The 14,135-nt window shown below is 45.8% G+C and carries 9 protein-coding genes and 1 pseudogene; all 10 read right to left on the bottom strand.

What is annotated here, in order from left to right; genetic code table 11:
- On the bottom strand, positions 1–1,491 hold the full coding sequence (locus tag HGD79_RS00400; RefSeq protein WP_032221143.1) for a hypothetical protein: 1,491 nt from the start codon (positions 1,489–1,491) through the stop codon (positions 1–3).
- Positions 1,479–2,666 carry an O8 family O-antigen flippase gene (gene wzx / locus HGD79_RS00395; protein WP_168848241.1) on the bottom strand — a complete coding sequence of 396 codons (1,188 nt, stop codon included), beginning with the start codon at positions 2,664–2,666 and terminating at the stop codon, positions 1,479–1,481. Before wzx ends, HGD79_RS00400 begins: the two co-directional genes overlap by 13 nt.
- A complete protein-coding gene (locus HGD79_RS00390; protein ID WP_032260458.1) occupies positions 2,656–3,897 on the bottom strand; it encodes a WzyE family oligosaccharide polymerase in 1,242 nt (413 codons plus the stop codon). Before HGD79_RS00390 ends, wzx begins: the two co-directional genes overlap by 11 nt.
- A 489-nt stretch (positions 3,898–4,386) precedes the next feature.
- Positions 4,387–5,280: a UTP--glucose-1-phosphate uridylyltransferase GalF gene (galF, locus tag HGD79_RS00385; RefSeq protein ID WP_000183060.1), complete on the bottom strand. Its 894-nt coding sequence runs from the start codon at positions 5,278–5,280 to the stop codon at positions 4,387–4,389.
- Between the two features lie 174 nt (positions 5,281–5,454).
- Positions 5,455–6,849 carry a colanic acid biosynthesis protein WcaM gene (wcaM, locus tag HGD79_RS00380; RefSeq protein ID WP_139496457.1) on the bottom strand — a complete coding sequence of 465 codons (1,395 nt, stop codon included), beginning with the start codon at positions 6,847–6,849 and terminating at the stop codon, positions 5,455–5,457.
- Between the two features lie 10 nt (positions 6,850–6,859).
- Entirely contained in the window at positions 6,860–8,080 is a 1,221-nt protein-coding gene (gene wcaL, locus HGD79_RS00375; RefSeq protein ID WP_139496458.1) for a colanic acid biosynthesis glycosyltransferase WcaL, read from the bottom strand.
- A complete protein-coding gene (gene wcaK / locus HGD79_RS00370) occupies positions 8,077–9,357 on the bottom strand; it encodes a colanic acid biosynthesis pyruvyl transferase WcaK (RefSeq protein ID WP_001718493.1) in 1,281 nt (426 codons plus the stop codon). Before wcaK ends, wcaL begins: the two co-directional genes overlap by 4 nt.
- A gap of 371 nt (positions 9,358–9,728) precedes the next feature.
- Positions 9,729–11,207 carry a colanic acid undecaprenyl disphosphate flippase WzxC gene (gene wzxC / locus HGD79_RS00365; RefSeq protein ID WP_139496459.1) on the bottom strand — a complete coding sequence of 493 codons (1,479 nt, stop codon included), beginning with the start codon at positions 11,205–11,207 and terminating at the stop codon, positions 9,729–9,731.
- A 1-nt stretch (position 11,208) separates the two neighbouring features.
- On the bottom strand, positions 11,209–12,603 hold the full coding sequence (wcaJ, locus tag HGD79_RS00360; RefSeq protein ID WP_000183124.1) for an undecaprenyl-phosphate glucose phosphotransferase: 1,395 nt from the start codon (positions 12,601–12,603) through the stop codon (positions 11,209–11,211).
- 54 nt (positions 12,604–12,657) lie between these two features.
- Positions 12,658–14,029: pseudogene (cpsG, locus tag HGD79_RS00355) on the bottom strand (colanic acid biosynthesis phosphomannomutase CpsG).
- Between the last annotated feature and the right edge of the window lie 106 nt (positions 14,030–14,135).

The following is a 14,135-nucleotide window of genomic DNA, read 5'->3' as shown; positions in this document are numbered from 1 at the left end:
TTACTCCTTTGTATAATTTTTGTATTTCGGATGAAAGTTAGTAATAATGCGCCCTAATAAATTAGCGAATGGAATAAATATTGGTTTCATAGATGGACTGTATGCACCCTCAGATTTCATTGTTCTATAAAATGCATTTTCATCTTTCCATATGTCATAGAAAACTTTGTACGTTAAAACATCATTAGCTCTTTGTTTAATTAGATAATTAAATATATTTCTCGACGCAAAAACTGGGAAAACACTCTTAAAACATGAATTCATTACTATAGCCCCCGTAGTAATATATCGAAGACCTCGACCATATAAAAACTCGTAATACGTAATTTTTTGCAATGAATCAATACATTCTACTTTAGAAACCTTTTTTAAAAAATCAGCATATACATAATCAAATTGTTTGGCATTGAGTTTTCTATATCGTTTCCTCAGTAACATTTTCGCATCGACAAAAGATGATGTAATTGATGGAAATAATTTATAAAACTCCCCTTTTTTACCACCAAAAGTCATATAGACGCCGCGCTGCAGCACATCTCCAAGATATCCATCTAACGCTATTGTATTACTTTTGGATAAATTATGTACGTAATTATAGTTAGCAAAAAATTGTGTGTTATAAGACTTCACGCTTCCTTTGAATAATAATTCACATATCCTCTCATCACTTTCCGTGACTTTATTAACTCGAAAACCAAATGAGTGATGAGGTATTTTTTTATGCGCTGCAAGAGTCTTCCCGTTTCTTACATCTGCAGAACCTTTTGGCCCCCATGTGTAAGCAAATTCTGGTTCTGATACAATTAATAATAAGCGAGAATCAAATCCTGCAGATATTGCAATAGATTGTATCGATTTATGTGTTGTTAAAATTAACTTTTTGGCTTCATTAATAACATCGAATGGTAATTCAGTATTCATGACTTCATAACCATTTTCGTAAACACCTAACTTACCATCAGTACAAGTAATAACATCACCTGGTAATATGCGATAAACATTCTTATATATTGTATATTTACCAAACAAATGACCTTGAGCGTTTAGAATATCATTAAGCTCATGATCAATCTCATTTGTAAATACACATGGTGATGGGGATAAAGCTAGTTTATTATCTTTTATATAATAATAATGAGGTGAAAGTGCAAATGGGTCTGTAAAAACAAACATTTCACTCTTTGTTTCATAGATACAAATAAATACTCCAGCAATAATACGCTTTTGTACATCGCTAATATTATTTTTTGAATCCAGAGTATCTTTCAGCCATTCTATATTATTCCTTTCATAATTTTCATTTATAAACCAACCAGAAACATAGATATTGCTTTTTTCAGATTTGATTACAGGACAATGATCCCAATCGTTTGGATCAAAATAAATGCTAACCGAATTACCAATTATTACGTCGGTAATAAGTTTTTTATTCTTGTTTAATACATAATTTAATTCACTTGGTAGTTCTGTATTTATTGTTACAAAAGACATTTTTCAACCTCATTTAAAACCTTATTAATAATATAATATCGGATCGAATATGATATAAAAACAATAGAGCATAATAAAAACATAGTTAGTGTCGTATTTTTCAAGTCTATTATCTTTAATATGTAGTAAACTCCAACAAAAAAGATGAAACTTAATGAATTCAGTATTAGTGAAATATTTTCTTTCCCAACCAAATTAATTAGTGTTGTTTCAAGAATAGTATACTGCCCCATAAATATAAAAAGAGACAAACTCAACCCAATATAAATGATATCTACTATAGATGATGTTCTATTTGTCAAACATCCATATGCAATCATAATAATAACACCTAACAGCATTATACATGCCACCCGATTTTTAAACCTAGCAGATTCTTTTAAAAATTCGCCTCGATCATTATTATATAAACTCTGAATATCTACAATTTTCATATTCAACATAGCACGCGGGAATACCGTAATAATTCCAGCGGTTGTGATCATTAGTGAAACTGCTTTAGTTATTACCGGACCAACTAGTGATAAACTGGCTATAGGAAGAAAATAAAGTATACCTGAAGAAACTAAATTTGAATGACCAATAATAAAAGCCTCTCTAAGTTTTATAGTTTTCCCATTATCAACAAAACAGAAAAATGCTGTAAGTAAAGATTGAATAATATATAAAGAACCAAGCAGTATAATTATATTTATATCTTTGATAAATAAAAAAACAAATGGGGGAAGAATAAAAATCACTTCATTAATTGCGCCAATCAAAAAATTTTTTTTAACTATTATCATATAACGTATGATTTGATTCATTGTCAAACCAATTGACATTAATAACAACCCTATTATGCCTAACCTTGTAACTTCCCAAAAAGAAAAAACGATAATCCCTCCAGCAATACTACTTAGAATAATAGCTATGGATGCAATTTTAATGTAATTAACAATTCCGAATTCAGAACCATACTTGATTATTACAGTTCCGACACCCACCCCACCAATCATAGACATTACTATAGCATAAGAATACGCAGAGGAAAAAAAAGCAAAATACTCTGTTGTTGTTACATGTGATATTATATAAAAAAGTACTACCCTATTAGCCCCCGGTAATACAGTAAATGCCAAAACAGATAATTTCAAAATATATGAGATTATTTTTCCTTTCTGTTTAAAATTCATTTTTTCTCGCCAATGACTTATAAATTATTGTAAGATTTTTATAAATAAACATGACTATAAAAAACTTTATCAAAATATAGCAAAATACTTCAAATCCATCTCTAACCCAAAAAAATAAGTACCCAACACTACTTAGTAATATTATTTTCCAATAGAGATTGGAGGAGTGAGAAAATGATCTATCAAAAACAAACAATATAACCCCACTAATGAATCCACCTACCCAATAGAACCAACTACCAAACATTATTAAGGATGTTCCTAAAAAAGTTGGCGACATAGTTAAATTAGTGTCTAAAGATAGAACTTCAGTAGTATAAAAATATCCGTTGTTTAAAACATTTATCGGTTTATCTTCCCATAGAAATCTTGGGATGATAATAGAAAACTCATTAAAAAAAGTTGACAGGTATTGAGGTTCAATTAGTCTCTTATCTAGTGCTTCATTAATATTTATCACAGCATGCATTGGTGAAAAAGATTCGAATGCAAATAATATTACTTCCATTCCTCCATTCATAATAAAATTTATAGCATCAGTGATATTATTTGCATAACGATATAGTTCTAATATCATTAATGTGAATACACCACAAACGATAATCAATGCCAGAAACTTCTTTGTGATATGTTTGAAATATAGAGCCAAGTAGATAAGTGAAAATATTCCAGCTGCTAGAACATTTCTAGACCCCCCTATCACAACATAATAAATCAAACCGCAAAACACACTTAATAATAAACATATAATTAAGCTAATCTTAGAGGGTTTTGATATATAAATAAGGATTAATGCTGGTATGTATGCATACATTAATATTATAGATAATCCGCCACCTGTGTTGGCTGTTAATCGGTCATTATATGATAATCCTAGTGCAATTCCATTTTGTAGTACGTAAGATAAAACGCCCAAGAAATATAACATCAGTAATAAAACATATCCAGAACCAATTATCACGCCATTTAATATAGGTTCACGTATTTTAAAAATAGAGGATAATGTCCTATAAGTAATAATAATTAATATTAGCAAAATTGATGTTTGCAGGAAAGAAAGCCCCTCATCTGAATCCAGTTCAATATGATAAAATCCATCTTTAGTTAAAAAATAAAAATAATGGCAGACCACATAGAAAAAAATAAAACAAGAGTAATAAATCCCATACCTGTTATATTTCCTGCCTACTAACGCTATAAATAATACGAATAAAACCAGTAAAGTTAGCATTGTTTACTCTCAAAGTAATCGCACTCAATTAAAATGGCATTTCTATGGCTTCTCAATTATTATAACACCATAAATCTAAATCAATGAAGACTTCTTATATTAATGAGCCAACATATATAATTGATATTTAATATCTTAAGTAGAGTTAGGAGCCTTATAATTGGTCACATCGAAAATATCATTATTTTAACATACGCTACCGCCCCTGGCTTTACAGCTACCAGAGCACTGCATGCATGCCTACGATGTGACGAGCGTTACCCACTCGCGCTAAACCCGAAAAATTCAAACGCTAATTGTCTTACCAATCCGCTCTGGAAACAAGGAAAATCCTGGAAAACTTTGACTAAAATCCTATTGCTAACTCGTTGTTATTCTGATTGTTTATATAAAACAACGGCAGGAAAATTCGCAACAAATTACTTTCGCCACGAATCTTCACTGCCGTTATAATTTTCTTATCAACCGTTACATCCGGTCAGATTTTCATTATTCGCTTAACAGCTTCTCAATCCCTTTACGGAACTTCGCCCCTTCTTTCAGGTTGCGTAGTCCATACTTCACAAATGCCTGCATATAACCCATTTTTTTACCGCAGTCGTAGCTGTCACCTGTCATCAGCATAGCATCAACGGACTGTTTTTTCGCCAGTTCAGCGATGGCATCAGTCAGCTGAATACGCCCCCATGCACCTGGCTGCGTGCGTTCAAGTTCCGGCCAAATATCGGCAGAAAGCACATAGCGACCAACGGCCATGATGTCTGAGTCCAACGTCTGCGGCTGATCCGGTTTTTCGATAAATTCAACAATGCGGCTGACTTTACCTTCACGGTCCAGTGGTTCTTTGGTCTGGATGACCGAGTATTCAGAGAGGTCACCCGGCATACGTTTTGCCAGCACCTGGCTACGACCCGTTTCGTTGAATCGTGCAATCATGGCAGCAAGGTTGTAGCGCAGCGGGTCGGCGCTGGCGTCGTCGATCACAACGTCTGGCAGCACCACGACAAATGGATTGTCACCAATGGCAGGCCGCGCACATAAAATGGAGTGGCCTAAACCTAAAGGTTCACCCTGACGCACGTTCATAATGGTCACGCCCGGCGGACAGATAGATTGTACTTCCGCCAGCAGTTGACGCTTCACGCGCTGCTCAAGGAGAGATTCTAATTCATAAGAGGTGTCGAAGTGGTTTTCGACCGCGTTCTTGGACGCGTGAGTTACCAGGAGGATTTCTTTGATCCCTGCAGCCACAATCTCGTCAACAATGTACTGAATCATTGGCTTGTCGACGATCGGTAGCATCTCTTTGGGAATCGCCTTAGTGGCAGGCAACATATGCATCCCAAGACCCGCTACAGGAATAACTGCTTTTAAATTCGTCATTATTTCATCCACCTGTAAAATGGTTGCTGAATTATAGCTTGTTCGATTTTTTTCGCCAGCATCAATTACCCTGAATTGATTACTGAATTACTTGTGATGTTACGCCGCTTCGTTGTGGATTGCAGTAGCATTGTTCCTAAGTATGGCTCCATTTTTCCAGGAATGGTCGCAAATCTACTCCCTCCGTTCCGGCAATCTAAAGTTAATCTTTTCCACATTAACAATATGGTGATTAATCCTGTCGATATCGACGGAGCTTTGTCCTTTCTCATTCACCGCATGAACATTTGCAAGAGACAGCAGTGTTTCTTTTTTCGCCATAAAAATGCCGCGAACGTCTTTGCGCATGTCAAAGTTCATGCTCAATGCTGGTCCAACAGAGGATTCCTGCATCACCTTGATATTTCGCATAAAAAGGTGTTGCGGTTTGTTGTGTAACTCCAGCGACGCACGCTTCATCTCAATGTTAGTCAGCGCCACAAAGGAGACAGCATTCCCGGCGGAGATTTGGATGCCGCGCAATTTATAAGCAAGATGGGTGTTATCCATTTGAATATTATTCACTCGGAAATTTTGCGGTATCGAGAGATATTTGCCTTTAATTACCCCATAGCCGATTAACATCCCGGCGCTATTAATCATTTCAATATTATCAATCACGAAATTGTCACAACCGTAAATAGCAACTGTCGCGTTATCAATGCCTGCTTTCTTACTGAAATCCGGCGTGATATTGCGGGCTTTGATATTACGAATAACAAAATGTTTACCATTTTCAACATGGATCAACTGCCGACAATCCGATCCCGTGATATTTGCCACGACAAAGTTTTTCACTGCCTGGTCTTCCGGGTAGTTATTATCATAAGTACTCCCCGCAAGGCCTATGCCAATGCCCCAGTTGATTTTGCCATTAGTACAGTTGATGCGCTCGATGACATGGTCGGAGATCAAAATATCATGGTCGTTAATCGCCACGTTCCATTCAATGGCATCGCCCTGTAAATCACTAAATTTACAGTTGGTGATGTTGGCACCGATTATCTGGTTATGAAATCCCTGGCGTAAGATGGCGTAATTAGCGTGGCTGACAGTGAGGTTATCGATGGTCAGGTTGCGCATGACCCGTTTGTTTTTGCCGCCGATATAAATCTGCGTTACCGGGCCAAAGCCGCTCATCGCCAGACCTTTGATGGTGCAGTCAGAGCCGCGCACATCCAGGGTGATGTTATGCATACTGCCGCCCTCCTCCCCTGTCACCTGGCTGCCGTCCTGTAAGACAAATCGCCCTCTGCCGTTGCCGCGCAAGTTTCCAAGAATGTGTAACGTTTTACCGGGAGGGATAAAGATGCCGGTGTTGATATTGTCACAAACCAATCCGCCAGGCACGACGACCGTTTGCCCTTCGCTGAAGGCTTGTTTAAATGAGGCGATCCAGTCGTGAGGGTTGTAGTCGTTAATGTTAACGCTTTGTCGGGCGGGAAGTGCGCGAGCGAAAGGGGTATGGAGGAAGGCAAGCGCGGAGCTTGCCGTCAGGAAGGTGCGTCGGGAGAGTGTTTTAAATTGCATGCGTTCTCCTCTATAAAGCTTGCAGCAAGCTGGCAAGTTCTCGATTAATCACCTGCTGGTTAAAATCGTGTTCGACTTTTTCGCGAGCACGTTTGATAACCGGAGCCAGTTCGTCGGTGTCCAGTTGGCTAAATGCCGCCAGGCGTTGCGCCAGTGCGCGAGCATCGTTCTCAGGCACCAGCCAGCCGGATTTATCGGCCTCCACCAGTTCCGGTATTCCGCTATGCAGAGTAGAAACCACCGGAATGCCGACCGCCATCGCTTCCATCAGCGCTACCGGAATGCCTTCCATATCGCCATCCGCGCCCGTTACCGATGGCAACAGGAAGACATCCGCGTCGTCGAGCATCGCTTTCACTTCATGGCTCGGTTTAAAGCCCGGCATCTCCACCACATCTTCCAGTTGATATTGTTCGATGAGGGTGCGCAGGCGTCTTTCCCACGGGCCAATGCCGAGGATGCGATAGCGAAATGCCACGCCCTGCTCTTTCAACTGCCGACAGGCTTCGATCGCCACATGCAGGCCTTTTTTCTCGGTTAAGCGTGCGACGGAAATGATTTCCAGCGGCGTTGCGGGCGCTTTCACCGGACGCGGGCTAAAGCGCGTCATGTCCACGCCCATACGCGATACGGCGATTTTTTCTCTGGGGCAGCCCATTTTTTGCAGCCTTCCGGCCCACAGATCGCTTATCGGTAACATCAGGTCGCCACGGCGAAACAGTTGTTGATATTCGGGAGTGTAGTGGTTGAGCACTTCCCGACTGGAGATATCAATACCGTGGAAGATGGTGGCAATTTTGCCGCGAATGACACCCAGTTCGCGTAGTTTTGCTGCGGTTACCCCCGCTGGACCAAAATGAGCGATAAAGACATCGGCATGTAACGGTGTTGCGACCTGACCACAAATGGCAGACAAAATCAGGTTTCGCGACTCAGCACCATAGCGTTTGAGGTTGAGCGCCTGCCAGGTATTTTTACGATGAATGCCGCGTAAGGTCTGGCTGGCGCGGTGGCGCAGTTTCGCAACTTTGCCTTGTGGTTCGTCCTGTAACCAGCGGGTTCTGGCGGCAAGGTTGTATTTCGTCCATGCCGCGTGGGTATTCTGGGTGTCGCCTTTTTGCAGCGCGACAATCTCCACCTCAAAGCCCATATCAATAAACGCGGTAATTTGGTTGAGGACGAAGGTTTCCGACGACAGCGGAAATTTCAGTAAAAAGAAGCCGACCTTCATTTCACCTCCCCGATGCGTTCCAGTACAGACTGCACCATCTGCATTCCCGTCTGACGTTCGCGACTGACGGCTTCGTTAAGTCGCGCGTTCAGCGCCGGAAGTTGGCCTAAGGTATCCGCAACCATCGCTTGCAAGCTGCCGTCCAGTAAATGACGGATATCAATCGCCATCTCTGGCAGCCCCAGCTGCTGCATAATCCCGGCGGATTTATGTTCGTAGTTGATGGCAATCGCCGGAGTGGCAAAGTTCATCGAGATAATGGCTGAGTGTAGGCGCGTACCGACGGTGAGTTCACAGGCACCGAGAATTTTGCCCATTTCCAGATCGTTGAGTTCATCCATCACCACGTGGTAACGGGCAGGATCGCTGATATGCTGGCGCAGGTTGAGCGCCACCATGCGGTCGTCTTTGTTATAGCTGTCGATGCCCGTACAGGTGGAGAGCGCAATCACCTGATACCCTTCATCGAGAATGCGATTGACCACCCCGGCAAAGGCTTTTTCATACGCTTGCTGAGTGGTGCCGAGACGTTTGTCGAACGGTGCCAGTTCGCGCAGGGTAATTGCCACCGTTTTCTGTTGTGCGGCAACGTCCAGCCAATGTTGAACGGCATAGCTGGCGGTGAAGTCTTCTGTGTGGTGATCGACCAGCCACGCGGTATCGACGCCATGTTCCACTTTTGCGGTAGTGATATTGCTGCGTTTCATCAAATCAAGGCTGACCGATTCGCGCAGGATCAGCGAGTCACAGTGACCAAAGACGTAGTTCGCCAGTTGGTTAAATTGCTCATCCTGGAAGGGGCCGACGCTGTGACCAATCATAAACAGCGGCTTTTTCGCCATAAACGTGCAAAGCGCATGTTCAAACTGCGGCACGCCGTAGAGATCGACAAAAAACGATCCTCCGACCTGAATAATGGCGTCGTAACCTGAGAGCAGGCGCACGAAGTCGGTGAATCCCTGGGCGATGGCGATATTGCGCAGCTTGCCAGTGTCGGTGACGCGTGAGAGCAATACCTGGTGCTGATAGCGGCGACGGAGGACTTTTTTAACGCGCCCGACAACGCCCGCCGCGCTGTTGTGTTGTTTCATTTGCAGGAACAGCGGATCGCCCATTACCGGGCGGTTGAGCAGCCAGGAAGAACTGACCGGATAGCGGCTCATCACGTCCACTTCGGCGTGTGGATTGAGGATGTTGATGGCATCAAGTAAGCCGCGCAGGATGGCGCTGTCGCCACGATTGCCGCAAGTGTGGTTGCCCAGAATAAGTAATTTCATTTTTTCCTCATAAATTTGATGCCAGGTGAGGCTGCGTTTGTTTTGTTCGTTGCCGCTTTTTGCCTGATGCGACGCTGACGCGTCTTATCAGGCCTACAAGACCCGAGCACAGAACCGTAGGCCGGATAAGGCGTTCACGCCGCATCCGGCATTCAGTGCCTGATGCGACGCTGACGCGTCTTATCAGGCCTACAGGTCCCGAGCACAGAACCGTAGGCCGGATAAGGCGTTCACGCCGCATCCGGCATTCAGTGCCTGATGCGACGCTGACGCGTCTTATCAGGCCTACAGGTCCCGAGCACAGAACCGTAGGATGGATAAGGCGTTTTACGCTGCACCCGGCAACCGTTGTCGGAGCCTAAAACAACCATTCACCCCGCCCGTAAAAGCATTTTCATTTTTTCGCTGCGACAAAACTGACGTTTCACTTCCACCACAAGTGGATGGCGCGACAGCACAATCATCACCACAAACGCCAGCACACCCGTGGCTATTTGCACCGCCAGCAGCATCCCCAGCGCCAGTTGCCCTTTCAGCACAATGCCCAGCGCATAACTGACCACCAGCGTCGGCAGCGAGAGATAAAACGGCAGCCATAAACTCAGGATGTACTGGCGATAACTGGAACCAAGAACCGGTTTAATCATCACGAAGTAACTCAGAATGGTGTTGATAATCTGCACCAGCAGGAAACCGAGCGTGACGCCGATTGCGCCCGCCATCTGCCCACCAATAACAATCGCCGGAATATACAGAAATGTTTTGAATACGTTGAATTTAAAGCTGATATCGACCCGCGCTTTCGCCATCAGCAGCGAACCAATCGGGTTACCTACGGAGCGCAGCAGACCCACCACACACAGCAATTGCAGCACCGGAATAATGCTGTTCCACTTCTCACCAAAGACCAGCGGTACAAAGTTATTCGACACCACCATCAGCCCGAGCAGCGCCGGAAAGTTGATAATCCCCACTACCGACAACAGCTTGTAGAAGTTAACGCGCAGCTTTTCGGCATCGTCCTGAATTTTGGCGAATGCCGGAAACAACACACGGGTGATGATCGGGTTCAGCTTCATCGGCGGCACAACGGCCACGTTGTACGCCAGGTTGTATCCCCCTGCCACGCCCGCGCCGAGAATACGCGCCAGCACCAGCGTTGAAAGGTTGGTATTGAGATAGTTGATGATGCTATCCGCCGTCAGCCAGGCACCAAAGCGTAAGTTCGGTGCCACCGACGCCAGCGAGAAGTGCAGACCGGGGCGATAAATTTTTCGACCAAAGTAGCCAAACAGCAGCGTTCTTACCGCACTATTGACCAGATAACCGAGGATCGCGGTCATCGCCAGCGGCCAGAAATGGGCGCTAACCACCGTAAAAGTGAAACCCGCCAGCACCGCGCTGGTTTCGATCATGCCGATTTTGTTGAACTCCAGCTCCTTCTGCATCAACGCGCGGAACTGTTGCCCGTGGGGGATCACCACAAACGCCAGCGACAATGTTTTAATCAACGGTGCCAGGTCCGGGTTGTTCAGCACGTCACCAATGAGATCACTCAACAAAAACACCGCCACGCACACCACAAGCCCCAGCCCAACGTTCAGCCAGTACAGCGTGGTGAGTTCAAGGTGGCTGATTTCTTTTCGCTGAATAATCGAGTTAGCGATACCGAAGTCAGAAAGCGTATCTGCCAGCGCGATAATCACCAGCGACACGGTAAGCAGGCCGAACTGGTGGTTGTCGATAATCCGCGCCAGCACGGTCATCTGCACCAGCCCGAGGCCGATGATGATCACCGTGGCAATCGCCGACCACTTCGCACCGCTGATGGTTTTTTCACGTAAGCTCATATCAATATGCCGCTTTGTTAACGAAGCCTTTGAATACCGTCAGGAAAACGATTTTGATATCGAACCAGACGCTCCATTCGCGGATGTACTCAAGGTCGAACTCGACGCGTTTTTCCATTTTCTCCAGCGTGTCGGTTTCGCCGCGCCAGCCATTAATCTGCGCCCAGCCAGTAATGCCCGGTTTCACTTTATGACGCAGCATGTAGCCTTCAATGAGCTGGCGATACTGTTCGTTATGCGCCACCGCGTGTGGACGTGGACCGACAATCGACATCCCCCCGGTCAGCACATTGATAAACTGCGGCAATTCATCCAGCGAGGTGCGGCGCAGAAAGTTCCCCACTTTAGTGACGCGCGGATCGTTCTGCGTCGCCTGGGTCACCACTTTGTCGTTCTCCATCACTTTCATGGAACGAAACTTCCACACTTTGATCGGCTTGCCATCCATGCCGTAGCGAGTCTGGCGGAAAATAACCGGCCCAGGTGAGCTCAGTTTCACCGCCAGCGCAATACAGCACAGCACCGGGGAGATCAGCAGCAGAATAAGCGTCGCCAGCACAATGTCTTCCGCACGTTTTATCAGGCGGTTAACCCCGGAAAGCGGCGTATCGTAAAGCGGCACCACCGGAACGCCGTTCATCTCTTCGAGACGTGAATGGAGAATGTTGAAGGTAAAGACATCGGGGATCAGCAGCACCGAACAGGTGGTGTCCGCCAGTTGATGGACCAGTTTTTTCACTCGCGCGCCGTCGCACATTTGCATCGCGATATAGACGTTATGAATCTTGCCCGCTTTCGCGTCCTCGACCAGCTGTTGCAGATTACCCGCCCAGTCGTTAGAAACGCCGCCCGGTTTTGGGTCGTGGTATACGCCCACCACTTCAAACCCTAACCACGGCTGATTACGGAAGCTCTCCATCAGCATTTGTCCGGCGGCTAAATCCCCCGCCACCGCGACCATGCGCTTGTTATAGCCATGATTACGCAGCCAGCCCGCCCCAATGCGAATACACGAACGGCAAACCACCAGTCCGATGCTGGTCAGCCCATACCACGCCAGCCAGATTTTCAGTTGCGTGTCGAAATCATTGTTGAACGCCACCAGTCCGGCGCTGAAAATCACGCTTAAGGTCCAGTTTTGTAGCAACAGGGCAAATTCTGTCGCTGCCCGAACACCGCGCCATGAGCGATAAAAATCGGTGATGCCGCCCAGCATCTGGAACACCACCAGCGTAATCAGCGCCACCAACAGGTGCATGTAGAGGAATGACAGTCCGCTGACTTCGCAAACCAGCCATAACCCGGCAAACATGATGGTGATATCTGAAAAGCGTTGCACCATAGAGATTAACGATGCATTGGTTTTCGCTCGCTCGCGCTTTTTTAGATTTGTCATCGTTGTTCCTGTTATTTGCCCCTTACCCGCAATGGGGTAAGGGAAGATCCGACATTACTCGTTCAGCAACGTCAGCAGAGTTCGCGTTCGCGCTTCCATCAGCGGCACATCACCGCGCGATTCCACATTCAACCGCACCACCGGTTCGGTGTTGGAGGAGCGCAGGTTAAAGCGCCAGTCGGCAAAGGTCATGCTGATGCCATCGGTGCGATCCACCGCCAGCGCCTCGCGGCTAAAATGCTGTTCGACGCGATTAATCGCCTCAACGGGTTGCGCCAGTTTGCTGTTGATCTCACCGCTTGCCGGAAACGCCGCCATCCGGTCGCGCACCAGTTCGCCCAGCGTTTTTCCTTTCAGGCACACCAGTTCGGCTACCAGCAGCCACGGGATCATGCCGCTGTCGCAGTAAGCAAAATCACGGAAGTAATGGTGGGCGCTCATTTCGCCACCGTAGATGGCGTCTTCCTTGCGCATCCGTTCTTTAATAAAGGCGTGTCCGGTTTTCGACATTACCGGGGTGCCGCCTGCGGCAGTCACCACATCAACGGTGTTCCAGGAGAGACGTGGATCGTGGATGATCTTCGCGCCGGGATTTTTTTTCGAGGAACGCTTCTGCCAGCAGGCCGACAATGTAGTAGCCCTCGATAAACTGCCCTTTTTCGTCAAACAGGAAACAGCGGTCAAAATCGCCATCAAAGGCAATGCCCATATCCGCGCCGTGTTTGATGACCGCATTGCGGGTGTCGTCGCGACATTCTGGCAGCAGCGGGTTAGGAATACCGTTGGGGAAATTCCCGTCGGGCGTGTTGTGCACTTTGATTAATTCCACAGGTGCGCCGAGGGCTTTAAAGCGGGCTTCGATGGCGTCCACCACCGGACCCGCTGCGCCATTCCCGGAGTTAATCACCAGCTTGAGCGGCGTGAGGTTTTTGACGTTGATATAACCGAACAGGTGATCAACGTAAGCGTCACGCAGGGTAATTTGCTGATAACGACTGCGTTTGGTTTCATCAACGGGAGGAAAGTCGTTGGCTTCTGCCAGACGCTGGACGTCGCGCAGTCCGGTATCACCGCTGATCGGGCGAGCCCCTTCGCGCACCAGCTTCATGCCGTTGTAATCCATCGGGTTATGGCTGGCGGTAACTTCGATGCCGCCATCCACGCCGAGATGGAACGTGGCGAAATAGATCTCTTCGGTGCCGGACATACCAATATCCAGCACATCGACGCCCGCATCCTGTAAACCTTTCGCCAGCGCCAGTTTTAAGGTTTCGCTGGTGAGGCGGACATCACCGCCTAACACAATGGTTTTCGGTTTGAGAAATTCGCCATAGGCGCGACCAATGCGCCAGGCAATATCTTCATTCAGTTCTTCGCCTAATTTTCCACGAATATCATAGGCTTTAAAGCAGGTTAATTTTTTCATGTCGTTACCCTTTTTCAGGCAATAGTTGGCCCTGACCGAAACGGCCAATTTTATTTTTGTCGTTATTTACACCGCGGTTTCGCATTCATTGCCTGATGCGACGCTG

The organism is Escherichia sp. SCLE84, assembly GCF_012584495.1.
Taxonomy (GTDB): domain Bacteria; phylum Pseudomonadota; class Gammaproteobacteria; order Enterobacterales; family Enterobacteriaceae; genus ECMA0423.
The sequence above is the reverse complement of the archived record's forward strand: the minus strand, read 5'-3'. Positions and strand labels throughout refer to the sequence as shown.